Annotated in this window: 24 protein-coding genes; 17 read left to right on the top strand and 7 right to left on the bottom strand. The window is 70.2% G+C overall.

Features of this window, described 5'->3' with window-relative positions; genetic code table 11:
• Window positions 1–196: 196 nt before the first annotated feature.
• The 9 genes from D451_RS0105690 to rpsN all read left to right on the top strand — a co-directional run bounded on the left by D451_RS0105690 (window position 197) and on the right by rpsN (window position 8,211).
• Window positions 197–682 (top strand): TIR domain-containing protein, encoded by a 486-nt coding sequence (locus D451_RS0105690; protein ID WP_017533737.1) that lies wholly within the window; start codon window positions 197–199, stop codon window positions 680–682.
• Window positions 683–1,739: 1,057 nt separating this feature from the next.
• Window positions 1,740–2,213, top strand: coding sequence for an MFS transporter (locus D451_RS0105680; protein WP_017533735.1), 474 nt, complete (start codon window positions 1,740–1,742; stop codon window positions 2,211–2,213).
• Window positions 2,214–2,481: 268 nt separating this feature from the next.
• Window positions 2,482–4,521 carry a WD40 repeat domain-containing serine/threonine protein kinase gene (locus D451_RS0105675; protein ID WP_017533734.1) on the top strand — a complete coding sequence of 680 codons (2,040 nt, stop codon included), beginning with the start codon at window positions 2,482–2,484 and terminating at the stop codon, window positions 4,519–4,521.
• A gap of 167 nt (window positions 4,522–4,688) precedes the next feature.
• Window positions 4,689–5,435, top strand: coding sequence for a hypothetical protein (locus D451_RS0105670; RefSeq protein ID WP_017533733.1), 747 nt, complete (start codon window positions 4,689–4,691; stop codon window positions 5,433–5,435).
• Window positions 5,436–5,535: 100 nt separating this feature from the next.
• Entirely contained in the window at window positions 5,536–6,069 is a 534-nt protein-coding gene (locus D451_RS0105665) for a hypothetical protein (protein ID WP_017533732.1), read from the top strand.
• A 222-nt stretch (window positions 6,070–6,291) separates the two neighbouring features.
• Complete coding sequence (locus tag D451_RS0105660) at window positions 6,292–7,395, top strand: CobW family GTP-binding protein (protein WP_017533731.1); 1,104 nt, start codon at window positions 6,292–6,294, stop codon at window positions 7,393–7,395.
• A gap of 2 nt (window positions 7,396–7,397) precedes the next feature.
• Window positions 7,398–7,658 (top strand): 30S ribosomal protein S18, encoded by a 261-nt coding sequence (gene rpsR / locus D451_RS0105655; protein ID WP_026124852.1) that lies wholly within the window; start codon window positions 7,398–7,400, stop codon window positions 7,656–7,658.
• 11 nt (window positions 7,659–7,669) lie between these two features.
• Window positions 7,670–7,906, top strand: a complete 237-nt coding sequence (gene rpmB, locus D451_RS0105650; RefSeq protein WP_014909195.1) for a 50S ribosomal protein L28 — start codon at window positions 7,670–7,672, stop codon at window positions 7,904–7,906.
• Window positions 7,906–8,211 carry a 30S ribosomal protein S14 gene (gene rpsN / locus D451_RS0105645; protein ID WP_017533729.1) on the top strand — a complete coding sequence of 102 codons (306 nt, stop codon included), beginning with the start codon at window positions 7,906–7,908 and terminating at the stop codon, window positions 8,209–8,211. The genes rpmB and rpsN overlap by 1 nt, the downstream gene beginning before the upstream one ends.
• A gap of 177 nt (window positions 8,212–8,388) precedes the next feature.
• On the opposite strand, the gene D451_RS0105640 is transcribed toward rpsN, so the two are convergent.
• Window positions 8,389–11,817: a phosphodiester glycosidase family protein gene (locus D451_RS0105640; protein ID WP_017533728.1), complete on the bottom strand. Its 3,429-nt coding sequence runs from the start codon at window positions 11,815–11,817 to the stop codon at window positions 8,389–8,391.
• 262 nt (window positions 11,818–12,079) lie between these two features.
• Complete coding sequence (locus D451_RS0105635; RefSeq protein WP_017533727.1) at window positions 12,080–12,529, bottom strand: hypothetical protein; 450 nt, start codon at window positions 12,527–12,529, stop codon at window positions 12,080–12,082.
• Between the two features lie 84 nt (window positions 12,530–12,613).
• On the opposite strand from D451_RS0105635, the gene D451_RS0105630 reads away from it, so the two are divergent.
• The 6 genes from D451_RS0105630 to D451_RS0105605 all read left to right on the top strand — a co-directional run bounded on the left by D451_RS0105630 (window position 12,614) and on the right by D451_RS0105605 (window position 17,432).
• Window positions 12,614–13,357 carry a DsbA family protein gene (locus tag D451_RS0105630; protein ID WP_017533726.1) on the top strand — a complete coding sequence of 248 codons (744 nt, stop codon included), beginning with the start codon at window positions 12,614–12,616 and terminating at the stop codon, window positions 13,355–13,357.
• Window positions 13,358–13,361: 4 nt separating this feature from the next.
• Entirely contained in the window at window positions 13,362–14,249 is an 888-nt protein-coding gene (locus D451_RS0105625; RefSeq protein ID WP_017533725.1) for a cytochrome c biogenesis CcdA family protein, read from the top strand.
• A 2-nt stretch (window positions 14,250–14,251) separates the two neighbouring features.
• Window positions 14,252–15,490, top strand: a complete 1,239-nt coding sequence (locus D451_RS0105620) for an outer membrane protein assembly factor BamB family protein (RefSeq protein ID WP_036567808.1) — start codon at window positions 14,252–14,254, stop codon at window positions 15,488–15,490.
• Between the two features lie 28 nt (window positions 15,491–15,518).
• Window positions 15,519–15,914 carry a BlaI/MecI/CopY family transcriptional regulator gene (locus D451_RS0105615; protein WP_017533723.1) on the top strand — a complete coding sequence of 132 codons (396 nt, stop codon included), beginning with the start codon at window positions 15,519–15,521 and terminating at the stop codon, window positions 15,912–15,914.
• A complete protein-coding gene (locus tag D451_RS0105610; RefSeq protein WP_017533722.1) occupies window positions 15,911–16,855 on the top strand; it encodes a M56 family metallopeptidase in 945 nt (314 codons plus the stop codon). Before D451_RS0105615 ends, D451_RS0105610 begins: the two co-directional genes overlap by 4 nt.
• Window positions 16,856–16,934: 79 nt before the next feature.
• On the top strand, window positions 16,935–17,432 hold the full coding sequence (locus D451_RS0105605) for a hypothetical protein (RefSeq protein ID WP_017533721.1): 498 nt from the start codon (window positions 16,935–16,937) through the stop codon (window positions 17,430–17,432).
• Window positions 17,433–17,492: 60 nt separating this feature from the next.
• Here the strand turns inward: D451_RS0105605 and D451_RS0105600 are convergent, their stop codons facing one another.
• The 5 genes from D451_RS0105600 to D451_RS0105580 form a co-directional block, all read right to left on the bottom strand.
• Entirely contained in the window at window positions 17,493–17,942 is a 450-nt protein-coding gene (locus tag D451_RS0105600) for a thioesterase family protein (protein WP_017533720.1), read from the bottom strand.
• Complete coding sequence (locus D451_RS0105595) at window positions 17,939–18,928, bottom strand: 3-hydroxyacyl-CoA dehydrogenase NAD-binding domain-containing protein (protein ID WP_017533719.1); 990 nt, start codon at window positions 18,926–18,928, stop codon at window positions 17,939–17,941. Before D451_RS0105595 ends, D451_RS0105600 begins: the two co-directional genes overlap by 4 nt.
• Before the next feature lie 31 nt (window positions 18,929–18,959).
• On the bottom strand, window positions 18,960–19,862 hold the full coding sequence (locus tag D451_RS0105590; RefSeq protein WP_017533718.1) for a BKACE family enzyme: 903 nt from the start codon (window positions 19,860–19,862) through the stop codon (window positions 18,960–18,962).
• An 87-nt stretch (window positions 19,863–19,949) separates the two neighbouring features.
• Window positions 19,950–20,855: a TetR/AcrR family transcriptional regulator gene (locus D451_RS0105585; RefSeq protein ID WP_017533717.1), complete on the bottom strand. Its 906-nt coding sequence runs from the start codon at window positions 20,853–20,855 to the stop codon at window positions 19,950–19,952.
• 295 nt (window positions 20,856–21,150) lie between these two features.
• Complete coding sequence (locus D451_RS0105580; RefSeq protein WP_017533716.1) at window positions 21,151–22,071, bottom strand: alpha/beta fold hydrolase; 921 nt, start codon at window positions 22,069–22,071, stop codon at window positions 21,151–21,153.
• Between the two features lie 82 nt (window positions 22,072–22,153).
• Here D451_RS0105580 and D451_RS0105575 point away from each other — a divergent pair, with 82 nt between their 5' ends.
• Window positions 22,154–22,843: a TetR/AcrR family transcriptional regulator gene (locus D451_RS0105575; RefSeq protein ID WP_017533715.1), complete on the top strand. Its 690-nt coding sequence runs from the start codon at window positions 22,154–22,156 to the stop codon at window positions 22,841–22,843.
• A gap of 217 nt (window positions 22,844–23,060) precedes the next feature.
• On the top strand, window positions 23,061–24,797 hold the full coding sequence (locus tag D451_RS0105570; RefSeq protein ID WP_017533714.1) for an outer membrane protein assembly factor BamB family protein: 1,737 nt from the start codon (window positions 23,061–23,063) through the stop codon (window positions 24,795–24,797).
• Window positions 24,798–24,860 lie beyond the last annotated feature (63 nt).

Below are 24,860 nucleotides of genomic sequence, written 5' to 3'. Positions count from 1 at the left end.
GCCTCGAACACGTGACCGGCGGTATGCATACCCTGACCATGCGACGATCTCGGCGGCTATGACGGGAATCCGGATCCGAACCTCATCACCACATCGTCTGCGCGAGATATCGGGATCAACATAATGTCGGTGCCCGACCTTATTCTCGGATCGAGGTCGAGACCCGCTCGGCCTCGAGGAGAATAAGGAGCCGATTGTGGCGATCAAAACCGTGTTCTATTCCTTCCACTATGAACGTGACGTGAGCCGTGTTCAGCTCGTGCGAAACATCAACGCGCTCGAGGGACAGCCCCTACTCAACGCCCAGGACTGGGAGGAAGTGAAACGACGCGGTCGGCAGGCCATCGTCGACTGGATCGATGAGCAGATGCGCTACAAGCGGGCGGTCGTGGTCCTCATCGGACGGGAGACAGCCGACCGCCCCTGGGTGATCTACGAGATCGAGAAGGCCTGGCAGGCGAAGAAACCGCTCGTCGGGGTCCGCGTTCACAGTCTGTCATCGTTCGGCAGAGCCGACCGCCCCGGCGCGAACCCGTTCGACAAGGCGCTCGGCGCCGACAACATCCCGGTGTTCGATCCGACGAGGGTCGACCGATGGGGAGGTATCGACACGAAAGCCACGTACGCGAACCTCGTCGCCAACCTCGAGGGCTGGGTCGCTCAAGCGAAGGCCCGCGCATGAGGACCTAGGCCCTCGGGTCCCGCGAGGCCGCCGACCGTGACGATCCTGCCGTCCGCGACGGTGCACCGGGGCGAGAGCGTCGTCGCTGTCCTCCCGGCATAGAGGGCGTTTCTCGACCATCGTGCTCGTCATGCCGAACATCTGGGTTTCAAAGGCGTTGACACGGACCAGGGAAAAGCGATTCATTCACCATTGCCCCGACCGCGAATGGGAACTCTCCGTCCACATGGCGGGGGTGGACGGACCCTTGTGGGATCCGGGGGCGATCCTCATACTGAGGTCGGACGAAGCGCCGTTCCTGTCCCGTCCGGGGCCGACGCACACCACCACCGGTAGGGCGGCCCGAGGGGCCTCATGCCTTACAGCGAGCTCGGTCTCGCCCGCCTCGCCCTGTGGACGATCTTCTTCGTCAACGGCGCGATCCTCTCCAGTTGGGCGCCACGGATCCCCGAGGTGAAGGATTCCCTCGGACTGACCGACGCCGAGCTCGGAATCGCGCTTCTGGGGATCGCGGGCGGTTCCGTTCCGGCGCTGATCCTGACCGCGAAACTGCTCCAACGCCTCAGGGACACCCCTATCTGTGTGGTCTCCGCGATCGTCTTCAGCGCGGCCCTGCCGCTCATACCGCTGACCGGAGACCTGGCCCGGCTGACGGCGGTGCTCTTCGTACTCGGGGCGGCCGGTGGGGCGCTCGACGTGGCGATGAACACCGCCGGCATCTCGCTCCAGGCGGTTTCGGGGCGGCCCGTACTCTCCGGTCTGCACGGCGGTTACAGCCTGGGGGTGCTCACCGGCGTCGGAGGAGGGACCATCGCCACGTACATGGGCGTAACGGTCTTCGCCCATTTCATGGTCATGGCCGCGGTACTGGTCCTGATGACCCTGCTGTCCGCCCCGGTCCTCCTGCGGTTCGCCCCCAGGACACATCACCCTTCCGTCGAGATGGAGAAGAGCGAACGGAGGGGGCGTCGTCTACCGGTCCTCGTCGCCGTACTCGCCGTCTCCTGCCTGTTGGTCGAGGGGCTGGTGACGGATTGGTCGGCGCTGCTGATCACGCGTGATCTCGGCGCCGGACCCGCTCAGGGGGGCACTGGCCCTGACCGCCTTCAGCCTCGCCATGTTCGTCTCACGGTCGTGCGGAGACGCGATGCTGCTGCGCTTCTCCGAGAAGCGGATCGTCATGGCGTCCGCCCTTCTCCTTCCCGTGGCGGTACTGATCGGGATGCTCGTCCACACTCCGCTCGCGATGAGCGTCTCCGTCGCCGTCATCGGTCTCCTGGTCGGCCCGCTGTTCCCCGTGGCGATCTCGCGTGCGGGCCGCTCCGATCCGAGCCGCGCGGCCTCCATGGCGGCGAAGGTGAGCGTCATCGGGTACATCGCCCACCTGGCCGGTCCGCCGTTCATCGGTCTCGCCGCCGAGGCCGTCTCCTTGCCGGTCACCTTCACCCTGGTCATCGTCCTAGCGACTCTGGGGATAGGCGTAGCGGCACGAGAGAGGAGAGCGGGCTCCCCCGAGCGGACCGGTCGGTGACCTCCCCGGCCGGGAGATTCCGAGTCCCGAGGTCACGTGTGCTCCACCGAACTCGACACCCTGTCGACCCACGGTCCGGATGCGGACGTTTCCGACGAAACCGCCTATCTTGAGGGTTCCGAACCGCCGACGGACGGCGGAAGCGGAGAACCCTTCGGCCCTGCCCCGGATCCACTCCGGTGACGGCGGGCCGGATCCCGTTCTCCCTTCGGGACGACGACGATCCGGCGGACTCTCCCTCGCCACTCCGACGAAAAGGGCCGACACCGTGGACCCCCTGCTCCCCACCGACCCCCCACAGGTCGGCAGGTACCGGCTGACCGCACGCCTCGGTTCCGGCGGCATGGGCCAGGTCTACCTCGCCCGCACCGCCTCCGGCCGCGGGCTCGTCATCAAGGTCATCCGCCCCGAACTCGCCTCCGAGGACGGCTTCCGTGCCCGCTTCGCCCGGGAGGCCGAGGCCGCGCGACGTGTCGGTGGTTTCCACACCGCCCAGGTCGTGGACGCCGATCACGAAGCCGATCCGCCCTGGATCGCCACCGCCCACATCCCCGGGCTCACCCTGGTCCAGGCCGTACGCGAACACGGTCCCTTGGATCCACCGGCGCTCCGGATCCTGGCGACCGGGCTCGCCGAGGGCCTGGACGCGATCCACCGGTGCGGCCTGGTCCACCGCGACCTCAAACCGGCCAACATCATCCTCGCCGCCGACGGGCCCCGCATCATCGACTTCGGTGTCGCCCGGCCCATGGACGCCGACAGTATGACCACCCACGGCACCGTGTTCGGCACCCTGCCCTACATGTCGCCCGAGCAGACCGAGAGCTCACGGGTGGGCCCGGCCTCGGACGTCTTCTCCCTGGGCAGCGTGCTGGCCTTCGCCGCCACCGGCACCGGCCCCTTCACCGGCGGGACCATGGCCGAGACCCTGCGCCGTCTCCTCGGTCCCCCTCCGGACCCGGGCGAGATCGACCCGGACGTCCGCGACCTGATCCGGGATTGCTGGGACCACGACCCCGGCCGGCGCCCGACCCCGGAGCTGATCCTCACCCGCTTCGAGGCGGACGACCTCCACACCCCTGGAGCCTCGCCCCACTTCGCGGTACCCGAGGAGAACACGGCGTTCCCCTCCGTGCTCTCGGTCTCGACCGGCTCCGGGCAGGCACCTCCCCCGTCGACGGCCGCTACGATCGCTCGGGGCGGCCTCCCGCATCACACCAGGGAACAGATCTCGTCCCCCGGGTCCCTGGAGGGAACCGGCACACCACCGTCCACAGCGGGTACGGGCTCCAACGGAAAGAGGTCGAGGAAGGGCCTGTACATCGGCGTTGCGGCCGTGACCGCCCTCGCCCTCGTCTCCGCCCTCCTGTTGTGGAGGGCCGATATCGGTGGCGCCGAGGACCCGGCGCAGGCGGAGGAGGCCGAGGTCGAGGGCCCCGTCCCGATCGGTGAACACGAAGATCACGTGAACACGGTGGTGTTCGACTCGGACGGCGACACCGTCGCCACCGCCGGCAGCGACGGCACCGCACGGCTCTGGGACGTCGAGACCGGCGATCTCGTCGCCACACCCAAGAGCTTCGACGGTCACGTGTGGTCGGTGGCCTTCTCTCCCGACGACGCCACCGTCGCCTCGGTCCACAGCGACGGCACGGCGCAGCTCTGGGACGTCGAGACCGAAGAACCCACGCCCCTTCCCGGGCACACCGGTTACGTGAGATCGGTGGCGTTCGGTCCCGACGGCTCCACCGTCGCCACCGCCAGCGACGACCGCACCACCCGTCTCTGGGACGGACGGACCGGTGAGTTCGTCGACACCCTCGGCGGGCACACCGACACCGTGAACTCGGTGGTCTTCGGCCCCGGTGGGTTCGATCTCGCCACCGCGAGCAAGGACGGCACCGCACGGATCTGGGACATCGAAACCGGCGAACCCCGCACCACCTTCGACGGACACGACGGTTCCGTGTGGTCGGTGGCCTTCTCCCCCGAGGGGGCCTTCGCCGCCACGGCGAGCGAGGACGGCACCGCACGGATCTGGAACGCCGGGACCGGCGAACCCCGCATCGTCCTCGACGGACACGACGGCCCCGTGAACACGGTGGCGTTCAGCCCCGACGGCATGCTCCTCGCCACCGGTGACGCCAGCGGTACCGCACGTCTTTGGGACGCCGAGACCGGTGAACCCGTCACGGTCCTCGAGGGGGAGCACACCGACGCCGTGTGGTCGGTGGCCTTCTCCCCCGACGGCGCCACCCTGGCCACCGCGAGCGATGACGGCACCGTACTGCTGTGGGACATCGGTTGACCACCGGCCCGGCGACGACGTGGCGTCCAGGGCCGGACGGGGCCTCCCGTGGCCCCGTCGAGCGATCACGCGAAGCACCCCGTGTTCCTCCGCCCGGAACGGACCACGCTCGGACCGTCGTGGCCCCGGTGTAGCTTCTCCATTCACCCCTACCCGGAAGGCTCGTCATGGAATTCCACACCCCCGGTCGCCCCGAGGACCTGCCCCCGTTCGATCTCCTCTGGGCCCGCGCCGCCGCGTTGGCCTCCCTGGAGGCGGGTGGCGGCGCGAGTCAGCACGTCTACGCCGACGCGGTCGTGCACCACGACGACGCGGGAGGGAACGAGTGGCGGCTCGCCCGTCTCGACGACGGTCGCGGGGTGCTCGTCGGTGCCGACCACGAGTGCGACGAGCACGTCGACATCGAGGGCTACGACCCCTATGTCGGCCCCGACTGGTTGCCCTGGACCTGGTTCGCCGAACTGGAGAGCGGCCGTGAGCAGGGGTTCGCCTACTGGTGGGACGGGGCCGTCTGGGACCGTATCGACTACCCCGACATCATCGACAACGACGGTCTGAACCTTCTCTTGACCCATCTGTCCACCACGGAGAGGACGGTCGAGAGGGTTCTGAACTTCCTCGACCTGCGTGAGTCCACGAACGAGTGGGAGGAGGGGGTCCTCATCCTGACCCGGGTTCTGGAGCTCGCCGAGCGGGGCTCCGGCACCGAGGAGGAATGGCGTGAGGTTCTAGAGGCGGCTCTGGACTTCGCCGCGCGTCAGGACTCGCAATACGTGAACCGCGCGAAGGACGAGTTCGACGTGACCGCGGCCCTCGCGGTGGCACGGGCGACCGGGTTGGTCAAGGGGTTCGAGGCCGAGGTCAAGCCCGCGGAGAACGGTCGTCCCCAGGGGTGGGTTCCGCGTCCGGGATGAGGACGCGGATCGTCGGGGGTGATCGTTAGGCTGGGCTCCCGCGCCGTCCTCTCCCCCGGGTCCCGGTGTGTCCCCACCCTCATCGAGAACAAGGAACCTCATGCCCTACCCCTTCGACCCGGAGGAACCGATCTCCGACCCCTCGAACTCGGACACGGCGGCCCGTGCCTGGGACGAGCGTCGGGAGTCCCTGTCGGACTGGCGTGACCTGAGCCGCGAGGTGGTCGTCCGTCTGGGCGAGCTGTCCCGCTGGGACCCGCCCGAGACGCTCCTGGAGAACCCGAGCCACGGTCTCACGCACATGCACACGATCTGCTCCATGGACGACCTGGAGCCGTTCGAGATGATCGGCTACCGACCCTTCGACCTGTTCCTGACCATGTACTGCGCCGAGTACATGGTCAGCGACGTCGGCGGTGCGTGGGTGCTCGACGAGGATCCGGGGTCGTCCACCTTCGGCCGTTTCCTCATCGGTGAGTACGACACCGATCGTCCGGAGGCGACGGTGGACGTCTACGCCGCCGTGGCGGCATTCCTCGAAGAGCCGAAGGGACGCAGCCTGAGGAAGCTCCTGGAATCGCTCCAGGAGTCCATGGGCGCCCTGGTGGGCGTCCAGGACACCTCCTACCCCTGACGAACCCTGCCCCGCCCCCGATGGCCCGCCCTCCGTGGCGGGCCTTTTCATGTCCGCTTCGTGCCCCGGCCGGCGGCCGAGCCCTCGATGATCGAGGACGTTCCCGCCGCTGTCGTCCTCTCTTCTCCACCCCGGGTCTACCGGGTGCGCTCAAGGCTGTGTAGAGTATGAAAACGATTTTCATTTCCACACTTGGAAAAGACACCTCGAGAGGAGCATCCGATGCGCATCGCACTGGTCGCCGGCCTGCACGCGGCCGCGCGGCGCCGGGCCGTGGACGAACTGCTGGCCGCCGTGCCGGGGTCCATCGCCGTACACCACGACATGAGGGACATCGGTGACGGTGCCGTGCACCGTGTGGTGCGCGACCACGCGGGCCCCACCGAGATCGCGGCCGTCGACCTCGACCACGCCTGTGCCTCCTGCACCCTGCGCGAGGACCTCGTCCCCTTCCTCCTGAGCACCGCGGACACCGGCCGACACGGCCTGTGCGTCGTGGAGGCCTGGGAGGCAGTGGAACCCCGGTCGATCGCCGAGGCGATCTCCGTTCAGGAGAGGCTCCACCTGACCACCGTCGCCACGGTCGTGGACACCGCCCGCCTGACCTCGGACCTCGGTGGTGACGACGACCTGACCGACCGCGGACTGGACGTCGCACAGGACGACTCCCGCACGGTCGCCGAGGTCCTCCATCGGCAACTGGAGTACCCGAACACGCTCGTACTTCGCGGTACGGAGAACGAACGCCACGTACGCTCCCTCCTCCGACAGCTCAACCCCGCGGCCACGCTCCTCCGGTCGGGGGCCGATCTGCGGAGCCTCCTCGACCGGCGCTTCGACCCGGCCTCCACCCATGACCGGCTCAACCCGGCCTGGGCCCACTACACGGACCACGCCGAGGAGCACGGGGTGGGATCGGTGACCTGGACCAGGCGCCGACCCATGCATCCCGAACGGTTCGCCGACGCGCTGGAACGGATCGTCTCGATGAGCCTGCGCGGCCGAGGAAGGTTCTGGCTGGCCGGTCAGCCCGACTCCCTCCTCGTGTGGGACTCCTACCGTGACCTGCTCATGGTGGAGAACGGAGGCCCCTGGATGGCCTCGCTCCCCGAGGCCGCCATGGACCTGGTCTCGCCCACACGACGCTCCCGTGCCCTCGTGGACTGGGATCCGGCGGTCGGCGATCGCCGCCAGCACCTGTCCTTCACCGGGATCGGCATGGACGCCGACGCCCTGCTCTCCCTGCTGGACTCCTGCCTGGTCACCGACGAGGAAGCGGACCAGGACTTCCACAACGACCCCTTCGCCGAGTTCTCCGAGAGGTGATCATGTCCGCCGATGAACGCCGCGCCGCGAAACCCGCCCGCCGGCGAGCCCTCGCCAACCCCTTGGGCGAGGCCGACCACGTCGACTACAAGGACGTCGCCCTGCTCCGCCGGTTCCTGTCGGACAAGGGCAAGATCCGGGCCCGGCGCGTCACCCGGGTTACGGCCCGTCAGCAGAGGCTGCTCGCCGCGGCGATCGCGAACGCCCGCGAGATGGCCCTGCTGCCCTACCCCTCCTCCGTGAAACAGAACCGATCGACCTGAAAGGAAGAACCGTGTCCCGTATCTGTCAGGTGACCGGGAAGGCCCCCGCGTTCGGCAACGCGATCTCCCACTCCCACCGGCGCACGAAACGCCGTTTCGACCCCAACGTCCAGCGGAAGCGCTACTGGCTGCCGAGCGAACGACGCTTCGTCCGGCTCCGGGTCAGCGCCAAGGGCATGAAGGTGATCGACGCCCGAGGCATCGAACGCGTGGTCGCCGACATCCGCGCCCGTGGAGAGAGGGTCTGATGGCGAAGAAGAGCAAGATCGCCCGGAACGAGCAGCGCAAGGCCGTCGTCGCCCGCTACGCCGAACGCCGTGCCGAGCTCAAGCGCCTCATCAAGAACCCGCGCACCGGCGAGGACGAACGCGCGGCCGCCCTCGCCGAGCTGCGACGTCAACCGCGTGACGCCAGTGCCACCCGGGTGCGCAACCGCGACTCCGTGGACGGCAGGCCCCGTGGACATCTGAGGAAATTCGGCCTGTCCCGCATCCGGTTCCGGGAGATGGCCCACCGGGGAGAGCTGCCCGGGATCACCAAGTCCAGCTGGTGACCGGGCCGGGGCCGGCCGTTCGCCCCGGCCGGCCCCGCCTCACACCCCTGGCTCCCACCTCGGTCGAGGTGGGTACGGAAGGGCCCGTCACCGTCGCGGGGTCGGTGGCGGGCCCTTCTCTACGAGGGCCCGGGCCCTCCGGTGGGGTCACCGGAGGGCCCGGGGCGGGTCGGGGCCTCAGGTCAGGTCGATGGTGACCCGCTCGGTGACGCCGTTCACGGTGACGGAGAGGTCGACGGTGGCCGCCCTCAAGGCGTCGAACCGGCCCGTCGCCGGGTCGAAGGATGCGGCGTGCTCCTCCCCGGCCTCGTCGGCCGAGCCGATGTGGACGTCGTCGGAGCCGGACCAGTCCGCGCTCACCGGGTAGGCGACCGGGACCGCGCTCCCGTCGTTGTCCACCGTGGCGGTGATATCGGCCTGTTCGCCCACCGCGACCGAGGCCGGGGCGTCGAGTTCCAGACCGTCCACGTGAGGACGCAGTTCGGTCCGCACCCAGTCCCGCGAGGCGGCGCCGTCGGTGTCGATCCCCCACAGGGACCAGCCGGTGAAGCCGCCGTCGGCGGGGCCGGTCGAGGGGTTCTTGCCGGCGTTGCCGTTGATGACGTAGGGCACCCCGTCCACCCGGTCGGCGTGGAACATGCCCGCGTGCGCTCCGATGAACGCCGCGCCCTTGCCGCTGTCGGCCTGGAAGTCGGCCAGCCAGTTCTCGACGGCGGTGGCCTCCTTGCGGTCCGCCAGTTCGCTCGCCCTGGAGGGGGACGGGTCGCGGAAGGGCACGTGCTGGGCGACGACGACCGAGGTCACGGAGGGGTCCTCGGCCGCGGAGTCGAGCTCCTCGCGCAGCAGGGGCAGTTGTGACCAGTCGCTGGACCGGTACGAGAGCCGAGCCGTGTTCAGGAGGATGAACCTGGTGCCGTGGTGGTCGACCACCCGGTGGGGCTCCCCGAAGGCCTCCCGGAAGTTGTCCAGAGTGCCCTCGGACACCTCGTGGTTGCCCGGAACGTAGTAGTAGGGGAGCTCACCCTCCAACTCCTCGTCGAGGATGGTCCGGGCCAGGGCGAAGTCCTCCGGCGCGGCCTCGTCGACGAGGTCTCCGTTGATGATGAGGAACTCGGCGTCGCTGTCGCGGATCTCTCGGAGCGCCCGCCGGGTGTAGGCGACGATCTCGCTGTCGGGGTCGCGGGCGACGAACTGCGCGTCGGACAGGACGGCGAACCGCCAGTCCTGGTCGGCCACGGCCGTTCCGGAGGCCACCACGGGGTCGACGACCGGTTCGGTGGGCGGCACGTCGATCGGGGGCGGCACCATCGCCGTCAGTTCGTCGAGGATCACCTCGCCCCGGTAGCTCGCGTCCGGTTCGGTCTCGGCGAAGTAGAGGCGCCGCAGCGACAGCGGGTACTGCGTGCCCGGCGGGACCTCGAAGACCAGCTCCCGCCACCCCTCCTCGTCGAGGTATCCGGCGCGCAGGGCGGGCAGCAGTTGGCCGGCGCCGTCCCAGACCTGGAGGCTGGCCCACTCTCCGTTCCCCTCGGTACGCACCTGGGCGCGCAGTTCCTGCGGCTGTCCGGGGATCTCCAGTCGCCCGCCGGGCGGCAGGGCGCCTCCGGTGCGGGTCCCGGTCGAGGTGGTGAAGTCGTAGGTCAGGCCCACCGCCTTGCCGTCCCGGCCCTCGGCGACCGTGACGTCCCCGTCGGCGCGTTCGCCGAAGTAGGTCCAGTCGGCGGCGTCCTCGAAGTCGGCGACGACGACCTCCTCCAGTCCGACGGTGATCGCCATGGTCGTCTCGACGTCGCCGACCCGGACCGCGGCGAGGGTGGAACCGCTGTCGGTGGCGGCGGTGATCTCGAATCGTCCGTCCTCGGTCACCGAGACCCGGGCGACGCTCTCGTCGACGGACAGCTCGACGTCGGCCGGTTCGATCGGCGCGGCGAACCCCTGGGCGTCGTAGCCGGTCACCTCGACCACGGTGGACGCGTCGGCGTCGGCCAGTCCGACCCGTTCGGGGGTGGTCTCGATCCGGGCGAGGTCGCCCAGAACGGTCAGCTCGATCTCGCCTCTGGCGCGCAGTTTACTCGCGGTGACGGTGGCGATACCGGTCGTATGGGCGGTGAACACGCCCTCGCGGTCCACCAGACCGACCCGGCCGTCGTCGGAGCGCCAGTTCGGAACGCCCTCGGCCGGGCCGAAGGTCTCGTCGTGACCGAACGCGGTGAGCGTGCGGGTCAGTCCGGGGAAGACCCGGTCGGGGCGGCTCGGGGCGACGTAGCCGGAGCCCGCGGCGCGTTCGGGTTCGATCCGCGTCTCGACCCAGAAACCGTCGAGTCGTCCACTGCCCTCGGGGGCGAACAGCGCGAGTCCGTTGGGGACGAGTCGTTCCGCGCCGTCCGAGGGGCGGTTCTCGACCCGTACCCGCTCCGAGCCGGGGGTTCTCGCCACCATGGTGGTCGACCCGCCCCCGTCGAGGTTGAGCGCGGTGTGCGCGCCGGCATCGACCATCATCTCGCCCAGCTCGTCGAGGCCCACGCCTTCGGAGAAGGAGGGCTGGCGGCCGTCGACGCTGAGCAGGTACATCCGCGAGCCGTCCTCGGAGAACCCGATCGCCGTGCGCGGGGCGCCCGGGGTGTTGTTACCTTCGGAGGCCCGCTGGACCTCGCCGTCGACGACGAGCATCTGACGGCCGTTGAGGGCGGCGTGGATCTCCTGGTCCTCGGCGGCCCGGGCCTCGTAGTCGATGCCGACCGCGTCGCCCACGGTCAGATCGGAGAGGGCGGTCGCACCGTCCTCACGGCCGACCAGGACGAAGGTGTCGTCGGGGATCTCCCCTTCTCGCGGTCGGTCCACGATCTCGGTGACGACGCCGTCGGCGACCACCACCTCCAGTGTCTCCGCGGCGCCTTCGACCGCCCGGCAGCGGCAGTGGTCGCCCCACAGCGGGGTGAACGCGGCGATCTCGCCGGCGCCCAGCGCCGGTTTGTTGATCGCGTCCAGAGACGGCGTCTCTCCGGTCGGCAGGTCGATGGTGCCCTCGAAGAACACCTCGCCGATGGAGCCGAGTCCGTCCGGGGTGAAGATCACCGAGGAGCCGGCGTACTCGCCGGGCATCGGGGACTGGATCAGCTCGCCGTCGCGCACCGCCACCCCCTGCGGGGCTCCGGAGGCGTTGATGTCGAAGAAGTCGCCGTTCACCGCGGCGACCGCGCCGACGCGGTCGGCCTGGGCGCTCAGGGGTTCGCGGTCGGTCACCCGGCCGGGGAACAGGTAGTCGACGCCGACGCCGCCGGTGAGGTCGGTGGTCAGCAGGTCGCCCTGCAACCAGGTGGGGTTCCCGGTGTAGCCGTCCGGCCCGTAGGAGTCGAACGATCTCAGGGTGACGCCGGGGGCGACCGGACGTTCGGACTCGAACGTCTCCAATCGAGGGGCGGGAGCGTCGTCCCGGGCCACCGAGCCCTCCGGGGGGACCTCGACGTTCTCGCTGAAGGCGGTGTGGTCGCGTGGATCGTCGTCCGCGGCGGCCGTACCGACGGCCGGGGGGAGGGTGAGGATCAAGGCGCAACCCGCGGCCACGACCGCACTCGCGCGTGAACGGATCGACCACCGGCGTTTCATGGGAAGCCTCCGGGCGGCTGGGGGAGCCTTACGCGTGAACTTCTATCAGCCGACCGGGCGGTTGTGTAGGAGGTGAAGGATCCCCGATTTCCGCGCGGCTCCCGAGCCGGAATCGTGCACGTGAGCTCTCGACCTGCGGATACGCGCCGCACGCGAGGTGCGCGAAGGAGGTGAGGAAGGTCCCCTCCCCTCTCCACATTTCACCTGGGGACAGCCCATTGGTCATGAGGAATCCGATCACGCGCGACGTGGAGCGAACGGTTCAGGGCGTGGGCAGCGGACAGGACTCGGCGGCGCGCAGGCGGGAGGCGAGCGCCCACGCGGAGAGCGCCAGGCCCGCGACCGCGAGCAGAGGTTGGAGCGGCGCGAACCAGGTCATGGCCCCGTTGGCGCCCAACGCCAGGAGCACGAGCTTGTTGCAGACCGGACAGCCGATCGCGAACCAGGCCAGGGCGGCCCCGACGATCCCCTTGCCCCGGCCTCGATCGACGTCCTCCGTCGCCGGTCCCGTCGCGCCGCGGACGTAGGTCGCCGCCACCAGGCCGGTCAGGACCGAGGCCGCCGCCCACACCGGATAGGACCACCACGTCGGATCGACCTCCCTGGAGAACAGCCCGTTCGGGACGAGGACGGCCGGAACCCCCAGGAGCAGCAGGGTCGCGGCCGTTCCGATCGCCGCGACGGTCCACTCTCGACGCCCCCATGAGCGCATACGTCCCCCTCTTCCTCGAACACCTCGGCAGCATTTTCTATCCTCCATAGAATACTCTCTATGCAAGATAGAAAGAAGGTGCCCATGTCGAGCCGGACCAAGAGCCGCTCCAACATGCCCCTGATCGTGGCCGGTGCCGTACTGCTCGCCTTCGTCCTGGCGGTGACCATCGGCATCGCCCTGGAGGACGGGGACCCCGAGGGGGACGCCTCCGACGTCCAGGTCTCGGGCGGCTCCGGCGAGGACCACGTCGGCGAGGAACAGCGAGCGTGGGGAGAGACCCTGGCCAGGCGCGAGGCCGAGGACCCCGGCGCCATGGGGGCCGTCGACGCGCCCGTGGTGATGGTGGCCTACTCGGACTTCGCCTGCCCCTTCTGCGCCGCCTGGGCCCACGAGACCCAACCCGAACTGGTCGAACGCTACGTCGACTCCGGGGACCTGCGCATCGAATGGCGCGAGTTCCCCTACCTGGGCGATCTGTCCCGCGAGCTCTCCCTCGGCGCTCTGGCCGCCGCCGAACAGGACGCCTTCTGGGAGTACCAGGAGACGGTCTTCGCGCACCAGGAGGAACTGAAGTCGTCCTCGGACCCCGACGCGCTCCTCCGAGAGCTCGTCGAGGAGAGCGGCCTGGACCCGGAGCGTTTCGAGGAGGCCCTGGACGACGAGAGCCTGCCGGCCAGGGTCGACGCCGACTTCCTCGAAGGCCAACGGATCGGTGTCTCCGGCACCCCGGCCTTCATCGTCAACGGGGACCCCGTGATGGGGGCCCAGCCGCTGCCGGTGTTCGTCGAGAGCATCGAGTCCGCCCTGAACGCCGCGGAGGGGTGAACCCATGGACATCGGTCTCCTGGCGGCGACGGCGGGCGGGGTGCTGGCCCTGTTCAGCCCGTGCAGCGCCCTTCTGTTGCCCTCGTTCTTCGCCTACGCCTTCCGGAACCCGGGGCACCTGCTGCTCCACACCGGCATCTTCTACATCGGCCTGTGCCTGACCCTGATCCCGTTCGGGGCGGGATCGGCCATGGTCAGCGTCCTGTTCTACGGGCACAGGGAGACGCTCATCGGCATCGCCGGCGGCGTCATCATCGCCTTCGGAATCATCCAGATCCTGGGGTGGGGCTACACCTGGGGTCCTCTGGCCCGGGCCCAGTCGCGTTTCGCCTCGGGGCGCGGACGTCTGTCGGTCCTCGGGCTCGGGGCGGTCTACGGTCTGGCCGGCTTCTGCTCCGGACCGATCCTGGGGGCGGTGCTGACCGTCGCGGCCACCGGGACCCCGGCGCGCGGCATGCTGTTGATGGCTGCCTACGCCCTGGGCATGGTCCTTCCCATGTTCCTCCTGGCCCTGGGATGGGACCGGTTCGACCTGGGACGCCGTCGCTGGTTGCGCGGCCGTTCCCTGCGCGTGGGTCCGTTGACCACGCACACCACGGCCGTGCTGAGCGGCGCCCTGTTCATCGGGGTCGGGGTGATCTTCCTGGTCTTCGACGGCACCGCGTCCATGAGCGGCCTTCCGGGGATGCGGTGGTTGGAGGAGGTCGCCTACCGGGCTCAGGAACCTCTGTCCCGGCTGGGGAGCACGACCGACGTCATCGCTCTGGTCCTGGTGGCGGTCCTGCTCGGCGCACTGGCGTTGTTCGCCCGGCGCGGCGGCGCGAGCGCCTCCGACGACGCCAGGACGACGGACCGCGACCCGAGCGCGCGCGAGACCTCGGAAGGGGAGTGATCGTGCCCTCGAACGCGGGCCGCGCGGTGGTCTTGGCGGTGACGCTGCTGGTGGGCGCGTGCGCGCCGCCCGGTACGGAGGACGCCGCCGTGCGGCTCGTGGACGATCCGGCCCTTCCCCCGCCCGAGGTCTCCGTCTCCCCTCCCCCGCCGCTCCGGGGAGAGCCCCTGTGGACGGCGCCGTTCACCTCCGAACCCAAGGCCGCCGGGTCGATGTTCATCGGCGTGGCCCAGGGGTCGGCGGGCGAACGGCTCCGGTTCCTGGCCGTCGACGCCGAGGGCCGGACCAGGTGGGCGGCCGAACGCGACCCGGAGTGCACCGGGTTCGCCATCGCCCACGACCCTCGGGACGGCTCGGAACCGGTGGTCCTGCTCGACAAGGAGAAGGACCCCGAGGGAGGTCTTCTCGCCACCGTGACCACGGCCTCGGCCTTCGACCCCGACGACGGCGGGCGCGTATGGGGCCCCGTGGACGTTCCGGGCACCCTGGTGGGGCCGGGGCTGATCTTCGCGGCCGTGCAGGGCAGCGTCATGAGCGACCGCACCGGCCCCAAGGTCGCGCTCGACCCGGCGACCGGCTCGGTGATCGCGGACGAGGAACGGGGGGAGACACCCCTGCACGAGTATCGCGGCATGGTCCTGACCCGGAGCGCGGACACCCTCCGGACGATCGACTCCACCGGCGGTACCCTGTGGGAGCACACCGACCTGGAGATACCTCCCCTCTGGGAGGAACCGGGGGTCCGCGTCGGCCCCGGCCCCCGTCCCACCGACGGGGCCACCGCGGCCGTGGCCCTCGAGTGGACGTCGGAGGCCGATGGGATCCTGGGATACTCGGTGCACGACCTGGCCACGGGGCACCTCCTGCTCACGCTCGCGGAGTCCCGGACCCCCGTGCTCTTGGACGCCGGGCGGGGACGGACGGTGGCCGTCGCCTCCCCCGTCGACGAACCCGAGAGCCGGTACGCGTTCAGGCTCGACGACGCGGGAGAGGCACCCGTTCGGCTGGGGCGAGTGGAAGATGACGAACGACCGCGGGCCCTGGTGGCCTCCACTCTGTATCTCGCGGGCGAAGGCTCTTACCGGGCCCTCGACGTGAGAACGGGTGAGGCCGGGGAGAGGTGGCGGGACGCGAGGGAACCTCCCGTGGCCGCCCTCGAGGACGGTCCGGCCATCATGGGTGTGGAGACCACCGATCGGGCCCGGGTGTTCACCGCCCTGGCCACCGATCGAACACGATGATCGACCATGGACCACCACTTCGAGGACGATGGGCTCGACACCGATGAACGCCAACCCGATCCCCGGACTCGGATCCTTGGAATCCGAGGTCATGTCCGCCCTGTGGCGATCCCGAGAGCCGCTCAGCGTGCGCGAGGTGATCGAGTCGCTGAGCGGCCGGGACCCCGCCTACACCACGATCTCCACCGTTCTGGAGAACCTGCGCCGCAAGGGATGGGTGGAGCGTGAACGCGTCGGACGGCTGTGGTTCTACCGCCCTATGAGGGACCGCAACTCCCTCGCCGCCGACCGTATGCGGGGTGCCCTGGACGACAGCGGGGACGCCCGCGAGGCGCTTCTGCTGTTCGTCGACCGTATGGACCCGAACGACCTCGACGTTCTCCGTGAACTGCTCGCCGACGTCCCCCGAGACGAGGACGCATGACCTGGTCCCTGCTCGCCGTGGTCGGGCTGATCGCCTGGAGTCTGTACGGGCATCGGTTCCTCCGGGCCTTCCACCACCGGCACAGGGCCTCGCCCCGGGTCATGCTCGGTCTCTGGTGTCTGGGCATCGCCTCCTGGGCGTCGACCTGCGTGGTCCTCGCGGGCGCCCTGGCGAGCCAGGTCATGGGCCCTGGGGTGAAGGCGCTGATCGCCGCCTGCCTGAACCTGGTACAGGCGATCGACGCCAACGACGCCGGGGCGGGTCTGATCGTGATCGCGGGCACCTCCGCTCTCGCCCTGACCCGGTTGGGCTGGGTGGCCGTGCGCCGACGTCGGAAACGGAACCACTGGTTGATCCGGCATCGGCGCTGGCTCCTCTCCCAGGCGAGCAGGCGCACGATCGACCGCGAGGACTTCTGGCTGGTGCGCGACCCCCGACCACGCGCCTACTGTCTCCCGGGGCGGGGAGAGGACATCGTGGTCAGTGTCGGCGGTCTGGAGCGCCTCACCCGGCGAGAGCTCCAGGCCGTCCTGGCCCATGAGCGCGCCCACCTGCGAGGACGCCACCACCTCCTGACCGCTTGGGCACGACTGCTGGACCGCGCCTTTCCCGGGGTGCCCCTTCTCGCCGCGGCCTCCGTGGAGATCTCCGAACTGGTCGAGTGGGTCGCGGACGACCACGCGGCCCGGGAGGTGAGCCCCAACGCGCTGGCACACGCCCTGGGCAGGATGGCGGCTCCGGAAGGGGCTCCGGACCCGACCCTGTCCATCGGCGGTGCCTGCCCTGTGCGCCGTGTTCGGCGCCAGATAGCCCCGAACGAACCTCCGGCCGGTGCCGCCCTCACCCTTCTGGCCGTGGTGTCGACGGCCGCGCCCCTGGTGTTGGCGGTGGCGGCCGTGGTCCTCAACGTGGCCCTGCCCCACTGCGAATGCGTCGGTTGAGACCGCGGCGGGCGTACCCGGCCTCGCGGGGGTCTTCGTAGACTCTCTCGAAAACGGAACATCGAGAGAAGGGCGCCCCGTGATCCCCCAGGCGCGCAACACCGCGGGCACGAGAGCCATACCCGACGTCATCCGCGACCCCCGGCAGTGGTGGTGGGGGATCCAAGGCGGGAACCCGGAGGCCGCCGCCCAGGACCTGCGCGACCTCCGCGCGGGCCTTCCGTTGAGGGCCGTCGCCCATCTGGAGGCCGAACACCGCTACCGGCAGGGCCTGCTCATCATGCGCTTCGGGGCCGCCGAGCCGCTCACCTGGCGCCGGTATCGACCGTTCCGGAGCTACGCGGAGCCCATCCCGATCCCCTCCCCCATCGAGATCCTCGGGCTCAGGGCTCCCAGGCTCCTCCGACCACGGGAATACGGCCTCGCCGGTTCGTGCATCCTCGATCTCCGCTCGGGTGCCCTGAAATGGCGGCTGGCCGTGGTCGCCATCGACGTTCCCGTCGTCATCGCCGCCCTGACCGAGGCGGAGTCCTGGGCCCCCGGTGCCTCGACGGAGACCCCCGACCCCCGGGTCTGAGGCGTTCGGGCCGGAGGAGGGTGCCGCCGTGGCGCGACCACGGCGGCGCCCTCCCGCGCCTCAGCCGATGGCGCGTCCCGCGTAGTCGGGGGCGGGCTCGGCGAGGGCCCTGATCCGATCGGCGACCTCATCGGGGAAGGGCACCGTACGCCCCTCCCCCTGATCGACGTGGAGAGTCATGAGCTCCTCGGTGGCCGCCAGGACGTCACCGACCCACATCTCGTGGCAGATCCGCGCCTTCTTGAGTCCGGGACCGGCGGTGCCCGGGTCGATCACCCGGGTGTGGACCTCGACCTCGGCGTCGGCGGCGACCTCCCTCAGGTACCGGACGTGCGCCTCGACCGTGTACAGCGAACATCCCGTGCGTTCGCGGTAGGCGGCGTCCAGGCCGATCCGGTCCATCAGGGCGTCGGTCGCGAAACCGAAGATCAGGACGTAGTACGCCTCGCTGAGATGGCCGTTGTAGTCGATCCACTCAGGGAGGAGCCGCTGGACGAGGGGCGCGCTCACGCGGTCCCCTCCGCCCGCTCGGCGGCCTCCGCGCGTTCGACCTCTTCGAGGGCGCGGGCCACGGCGATGAGGCGACGGTCGCGCTGGGCGATCAGCTCGGCGGTGGAACGCCCCGCCACGACCTCGTCGGTGCCCGCCACCATGCGGTCGCGCAGCTCGGTGGTGAGCTCGGGGGCCTCGAGGCGGGTCCACGGCGACTTCAACGAAGGGCCGAAGTGGTCGAGCATGTGCGCCATGCCGCCCTCTCCCCCGGCCAGGTGGAAGGTCAGGCAGGGGCCGAAGAAGGCCCAGCGCAGTCCGGGCCCGCTGGTCATCGCCAGGTCGATCTGCTCGACGGTGGCCTCGCCCTCGGCGACCATGTGCAGCGCCTCGCGCCAGGCGGCCTCCTGGATCCGGTTGCCGATGAAGCCGGGGAGCTCGCGGTCCATGCCGATCACCGACTTGCCGGCGATCCGGTAGAAGTCGCAGGCCCAGTCCACGGCCCACTGTTCGGTCCGCTCGCCGCCGACGACCTCGACCAGGGGGACGAGGTAGGGCGGGTTGAACGGGTGGCCGACCACCAGCCGTTCGGGTGTCCGGGCGCTCCCCTGCATCTCGCTCATGCTGTAGCCGGAGGTGGAGGAGCCGATGACCACGCCCTCGGGGGTGGCGGCGTCGATCTCGGCCAACAGGTCGATCTTCAGGTCGAGGCGCTCGGGCGCGCTCTCTTGGACGAAGTCGGCGTCGGCGACCGCCTCGGCCAGGGTGGCGGCGACGCTCAGGTTCTCCATGGAGGCGCCTTCGGCCGGGCCGAGGCTCTCCAGGGCGGGCCAGGCGGCGGAGACCAGATCGCGCAGGCGTTCCTCGGCGTTCGGCGCCGGGTCCCAGGCGACCACCCGGTAGCCGCGGCCCAGGAAGTGGGCGACCCAGCCGCCTCCGATGACGCCCGCTCCGATACAGGCGACCGTGCGCACGGCCTCGGGGGCGACTCTCGCGTTCTCTGTCATGGTGCTCCTCAAGGGGTGGGCGGTGCGGGGGTCAGGAGGCGGCGCTGCGCAGCTTGAGCATCGCGCGGGTCTCGTCGGGGGTGGCGACCCGGGCGCCGAGCTGCTCGATGATGTTCACGGCCTTCTCGGTGAGCTGCCCGTTGGTGGCCTTCACCCCGCGGCTGAGGTAGAGGTTGTCCTCCAGACCCACCCGGGCGTGCCCGCCGAGCAGCACCGACTGCGCCACCCAGGGCATCTGCCCGCGACCGATGGAGAAGCTCGCCCACTGCGCGCCCTCGGGGAGCATGTTCACCATCGACATGAGGACGCCCGGGTCGGCCGGGGCCCCGTAGGGGATGCCCGTGCAGAGCTGGAACATGGTCGGGTCGTCGATGAGGCCCTCGGCGTGCATGGTCTTGGCGAACCACAGCTGGCCGGTGTCGAAGATCTCCAACTCCGGACGGACGCCCAGCTCCTGGATGCGCTTGGCGCCGGCGCGCAGCATGTCCGGGGTGGAGATGTAGACCTGGCTGCCGTCGCCGAAGTTGAGGCTGCCGCAGTCCAGGGTGCAGATGTCGGGCAGCAGCTCCTCGACGTGGGGCAGTCGGTCCAGCCCGTTGACGAGGTCGGTGCCCTCCTCGAAGAGGAGCGGGTCGTCCTGACCGATCACCAGGTCGCCGCCCATGCCGGCGGTGAGGTTGATGACGATGTCGACGCCGGTCTGGCGGATGCGGTCGACGACCTCCCGGTAGAGGGCGTTGTCGCGCGAGGGGGCGCCGGTCTCGGGGTCCCGGACGTGGATGTGCACCGCGCTGGCGCCGGCCTCGGCGGCCTCGACCGCGGAGGCGGCGATCTGCTTCGGGGTCACCGGAACGTGCTCGCTCCGGCCTACGGTGTCGCCGGCACCGGTGAGTGCGCAGGTCAGGATGGGTTTGAGGTTCATGGTGTCGCTCATGGCGAGGCTCCGTCTCTTCGCGGGGACATGGGTGGCGGGGCAGGGTCGGGTCAGGTCCGAGACCGGTCGGGGTACGGGCCCGAGGGGTCAGGAGGAGGTGCGGGGCATGCGGTCGGCCAGGAGGTCCTGATCGATGACCGAGCGCAGGGTGGCGCGCATGTGGTCGACGGACCGGCCGGGCATCCCGGTCAGGACCTGGATGCCCAGTCCGTCGATGAGGGCGGTGAGACGCCGGGTGGTCTCCTCGACGTCGAAGTCGCCGAAGACCCCGCGCTCTCGCCCTTCGCTCAGGGTGAGGGCGATGGTCTCGTGCCAGCGCCGGTAGGAATCGGCGTGCAGCGCGCGCATCCGGGGGTCGAGCGCGGCGGCCGTCCAGATCTGGAGCCAGACCGACCATTCGAGGCGCAGCCGTTCGGAGGCGGGCAGTTGCAGTTCGATGAGCCGGAGCAGCCGCTCGTACGGGTCCTCGATGGTGTGCAGACCGGCGACCTGCCGGTCGAAGGCCTGCTTGACCGAGTGGCGCAGGGCCTCCACGAGGAGGTCGTTCAGGGTCGGGAAGTGGTAGTGGACGGTGGCGCTGGAGGTTCCGCAGGCGCGGGCCACCTGGGCGACGCGGACCGAGTGGTATCCGTGCTCGGCGATGAGCGTCCACGCGGCCTCGATGATCTGCAACCGGCGGTTGTGCTCCTTGGCGGCCGTGGGCCGGTCCGCGAGGCCCGGGGGCGGCGGTCGCACGGCCGAGGAGTCACGGGGCGGCACCGAGACCGTCTCGGCGTCGTCCTGGCCGTTGAGCAGCCAGTTGACGGTCACCCCGGTCTCGTCGGCGATCCCGGCCAGTTCCCGGGCGGTGAAGCGTCGGGTCCCGGTCAGGGACTTGGAGAGTTTGCTGGGGTCGATGCCGAGTCGCTCCGCGAACCGTCTCTGGGAGAGTCCGGATCGGCGGATCGCCTCTCGGGCCCTACCGCGCACGTCGTCGGTCGCGTCATCGCTCACGAGAGTGAACGTAACAACGCCATGGCGATTTTCGCAATGTTCCGTTGCGATCGGGCACGGAGACACGGCGCCCGAGCGAACGCGAAGAGACCCATGTCTTCGCAGGTGAACGGGGAATTTAGGTGAAGAAGGGGCAGGGTCGTCGCGGCCTTCGGTACGACTGACCGATCAGTAGATCGCAACACGAACGCGGCCGATCCCTCCCCGGCTCTCGTGATCGTTCCCGGAAAGGACGACGGCCACACCGCCCGTCCCCCCCGGGGTGGGAGAGGGGGCTCCCGACCCGCCCCGAGGGTCAGCGGGAACCGGAGGAGGCGGGCGCCTCGTCGGCCAGGCCCCGGATCAGTTCGGCGACGGGCCGACGCGCGAACCCCGGAACGTCGTGGCCGACCCCGGGCAGGACGACCGGTCGCGCCCCGGGCACCCTGGAGGCGATGTCGGCGGCCGCGCGCGGCCGGATCAGCGGATCGTCCTGGCCGTGGATCACCAGTGTGGGCACCGTGATGGCGTCGATCCCCGGCCCGTGCCACTGGGCGCCGATCTGCCGACTGTGCGCGAGGTTGTCACGGCTGCCGTGGTCGACGAGGCGTTCGGCCCTCTCGCGCGCCTCCTCCTCGTCGAAGGGGCGCCGGGAGGAGGCGCAGAACCGGGCGATGTCGAGGCTCCCCTGGATCGCCCCCTCCCTGGTGGCGGGGTGGTTCCAGCGAACGAGCCGGGCCATGGAGAAGAGGTTGATGTAGCGCAGCAGCCCCGGGCCCGACACGTCGGCGGGGACCGCGGCCATCGAGGTCAGGGTGCGGACCCGATCCGGGTGTCCGATGGCGACGCGTTGCGCGATGGCCCCGCCGAGGGAGATCCCGAAGACGTGCGCCGACCCCCATCCGAGCTCGTCCATGACCGCGATGGCGTCGTCGGCCATGTCCTCGGCCGTGTAGGCGTCGCCGCGGCGCCTCATCAGGGCGGTGAAGGGTTTGCGGGTCCTGACGGGCAGCAGGTACGTCGATTCACCGGAGTCGCGGTTGTCGTAACGGGCGACGGAGAAACCCTGTTCGGCCAGCGCTCGGCACAGGTCGTCCGGCCACCACTGCCGGTTGATGCCCATACCCATGATGAGCAGGATCGGGTCTCCTCCGTTCTCCTCCCCCCAGGTGTCGAAGGCCAGTCGAACCTCGCCGTTCCGGGCCCACCGGACGGGACTCCACGTTCGTCGGTCCATGGTCGCTCTCCCTTCAATACTGCGATCACTGTTCTCAGTATTAGGATAGGGGACCGTCGTGGCAAGGGGAACAGGGGGGCCGATGGCCGAGGGACCGACGAGCGTATGGAGCCGTCCCGAACGGGGCGCGCGGGGCCCCGCGCCGGAGCGCAGCCGCGAACAGCTCACCGCCGCCGCGATCGAACTGGCCGACGAGGGCGGCCTCGCCGCCGTGTCGATGCGACAGGTCGCCCGAAGACTGGGCACCGGCCCCGCCTCGCTGTACCGCTACATCTCCGCCCGGGACGACCTCCTCGACCTCATGGCCGACGCCGTCACCGGGGAGATCGACCTCGACGCGCCGATGAGCGGCGACCCGGTCGAGGACCTGGCCGCCCTGGCCGGCCGGGCCAAGGAGGTCCACCTGCGCCACCCGTGGCTGCTCGACCTGCCGACGGAGCCCACCGTGGGGCCTCGCGGCATGGACTACCTGGAGCATGCCCTCCGCGCCCTGGAACCGACCTCCCTGCCCCAGGCGTCCCGTCTGGAGATCATCGGGCTGGTGAACGGGCTGGTGACGCTGTTCGCGCGCACCGAACTCCAGCGCCGGAACACGCCCGACGGTCCCGGGCGCGCTCGCACGTCCTACCTGGCCACCGCGACCGAGGAACGCCACCCGCTCATCGCGGCGGCGCTGGCGGCGAGTCCCGGCACCGAGGCGTCCCAGGACACCCACGTGCTGTTCGAACGGATGGTGCGCCGGGTGCTCACCGGCCTCGTCGAACTCCCCTGAAGTAGGGGGCGGCCCTCCTCTCCGGAAGACGGGCCTCGTATCCTCGGCTCTCCCCGAACCAGGCGGCTCGTCGACGCGTCGAAAGGGAACAGCGTCTCCCCGGCCCGAGGTCGTAGGGCGCACCGGAAGCCCCCGAGAACGAAAAGTCGATATGGCCCCGCATCCCCCTCCCACTCCACGTTGGAAGACCCTCCTCACCGTCCCTTCACTCCTACACGTGACCGCCCTCGCCCCGGGCCTCTTCGCCCTGATGTGGGTGCTCACCGGGTTCCCGCTCCTCGTCACAGGGGCGGGGGCGATGGTGGCACTCGGCCTCGTGGCGCTCCAAGCGCTGCGCCCTGACGGGGACCCGCTCCTCCCGGTGCCCGGGATCGTGGCCGTCCTGAGCGGGATCGTCCTGTTCGGCGCCATGAGCGCGGCGGCCTATATCGCCTGGCCCCCGCCGTGGTCGCTCTGCTTCATCGCCCTCCTCCTGGTCGACGTTCTGTTCCGAATCGGCCGTTGGAAAGCCCTGACCACGGGCGGACGGGGGCGAAAGGGCGAGCTCACCTCCCGGACGGCGATCATCGCCGTGACGGTGGTGGTACTGGCCGGTCTGCTCTCCCCTCTGTACTCCTCCCGAGCCGCCGATGCGGCTCTGTGCGCACGGCCCGCGGTCGCGCGGGGGGCGTCCGATGCCTGGCCCGACGGGGAACCACTCCGGGGAGGCGATGACCCACCGCGCAACCCCGGCATGCTCGATCGGGCCCGAGCGTTCGAGGGCAATGCCGCCTTCGGTGAAGCGGCCTGGTGGCTCCCCCTCTGGGGCGGTGTGACCACCGGGAACCGCACATCGGTGGTTCTGAACGGTGTTCGGGGCTTCGGTGTCTACGAGGCCGAGGACGGACGGGTCCGGTGGACGTTCGACATCAAAGAGGAACTGTTCGGCGTGGAGGGCCGGGGCGGCGCCCGGACCATCCATTCGGGCCGGGTGAAGGCGGTGGGCGATGTCCTGCTCGTACGTCTTCACGACGATGGGGCGGACGATCCTCGTGAAGCCCTGCTCGCCTTGGACATGGAGACCGGGCGTCGACTCTGGTGCGCCCCCGGGGTCACGGACCTCCTGGCCGACCCCGAGAGTGCCGACCGGATCGTCGTGTTCGACGGCGCGTGGAGGATCCTCGACACGGGCGACGGACGCGAGATCGCCACTATCGACACCGAGACGACATCCCTGAGCGAGGAGACCTTTCCGAACGCCGACCTCACCCCGCTCACCGCTCTCGGGGGCGGCAGGTTCGTCCTCGCCGAGGGACCCGCGGTGGCCGTCTACGACACGATCGACGGCGCACTCGTCCATGACCGGCTCCTCGAAGAACCACCGGCTCACCCCGCCCCCGGGACCGGGCACGCGGTGTACAACATCGTCACGCACGAGACCGCGACCGTGTTCGAGGTGTCGGCCTTCGACGGTCATCGTGCCGACCGCGAGTTCGCCTCCACCGAGCTCATCGCCTTCGGCCCCGGCGGAGAAGAGCTGTGGCGGAAGAACGATCTCGAGGGAGGGCGCCATGCGTCGATCACCCTCGGTTCCTATAGCCGTGGCGACGCGGTCCGGACCTTCGGGGACCTGTTCTGGCGCGAACCCGGAGGTGTGGACATCTCCGATGGCACCTTCGCCTGGACGATCGAGGATCGGGTCCACCTGAGCATCGACCGTGGACACCAGGTGCGCGGCGGCCTCCTGTTCGGGGCGAACGAGCTCCATCAGGTCATCGCGATCGACTCCCGGAGCGGTGAGGTCCACCCCTCCCCTTACACGGTGCCCGACCCGACCGAGCGGGAGGAGAGACTCCTTCGCGGGATCGACCACATCGCCACCCCGGCCGGAGACGTCTTCACCACTTCCGGGACCCTCCTTCCCGGAAGCCACGGGATCACCGTCCTGTTCGGACTCCCGGAGGGTTCGAACTGAGGAGACGTGTCGACCGGCGTGCGAGGACCCCGCACACCGTGGACGCGACGAGGGGCCGCCACC

This window comes from Nocardiopsis alba DSM 43377, from assembly GCF_000341225.1.
GTDB lineage: Bacteria > Actinomycetota > Actinomycetes > Streptosporangiales > Streptosporangiaceae > Nocardiopsis > Nocardiopsis alba.
This window is presented reverse-complemented; position numbering and strand designations above follow the sequence as displayed.

Bases quoted from the DNA above. Each gene is read 5' to 3' on its own strand.
- rpsR (WP_026124852.1), top strand. From the start codon at position 7,398: ATGTCCGCCGATGAACGCCGCGCCGCGAAACCCGCCCGCCGGCGAGCC.
- D451_RS0105615 (WP_017533723.1), top strand. From the start codon at position 15,519: ATGGGCTCGACACCGATGAACGCCAACCCGATCCCCGGACTCGGATCC.
- D451_RS0105640 (WP_017533728.1), bottom strand. From the start codon at position 11,817: ATGAAACGCCGGTGGTCGATCCGTTCACGCGCGAGTGCGGTCGTGGCC.
- D451_RS0105580 (WP_017533716.1), bottom strand. From the start codon at position 22,071: ATGGACCGACGAACGTGGAGTCCCGTCCGGTGGGCCCGGAACGGCGAG.
- D451_RS0105625 (WP_017533725.1), top strand. From the start codon at position 13,362: ATGGACATCGGTCTCCTGGCGGCGACGGCGGGCGGGGTGCTGGCCCTG.
- D451_RS0105575 (WP_017533715.1), top strand. From the start codon at position 22,154: ATGGCCGAGGGACCGACGAGCGTATGGAGCCGTCCCGAACGGGGCGCG.
- D451_RS0105660 (WP_017533731.1), top strand. From the start codon at position 6,292: ATGCGCATCGCACTGGTCGCCGGCCTGCACGCGGCCGCGCGGCGCCGG.
- D451_RS0105635 (WP_017533727.1), bottom strand. From the start codon at position 12,529: ATGCGCTCATGGGGGCGTCGAGAGTGGACCGTCGCGGCGATCGGAACG.
- rpsN (WP_017533729.1), top strand. From the start codon at position 7,906: ATGGCGAAGAAGAGCAAGATCGCCCGGAACGAGCAGCGCAAGGCCGTC.
- D451_RS0105630 (WP_017533726.1), top strand. From the start codon at position 12,614: ATGTCGAGCCGGACCAAGAGCCGCTCCAACATGCCCCTGATCGTGGCC.
- D451_RS0105670 (WP_017533733.1), top strand. From the start codon at position 4,689: ATGGAATTCCACACCCCCGGTCGCCCCGAGGACCTGCCCCCGTTCGAT.
- D451_RS0105610 (WP_017533722.1), top strand. From the start codon at position 15,911: ATGACCTGGTCCCTGCTCGCCGTGGTCGGGCTGATCGCCTGGAGTCTG.
- D451_RS0105590 (WP_017533718.1), bottom strand. From the start codon at position 19,862: ATGAGCGACACCATGAACCTCAAACCCATCCTGACCTGCGCACTCACC.
- D451_RS0105665 (WP_017533732.1), top strand. From the start codon at position 5,536: ATGCCCTACCCCTTCGACCCGGAGGAACCGATCTCCGACCCCTCGAAC.
- D451_RS0105595 (WP_017533719.1), bottom strand. From the start codon at position 18,928: ATGACAGAGAACGCGAGAGTCGCCCCCGAGGCCGTGCGCACGGTCGCC.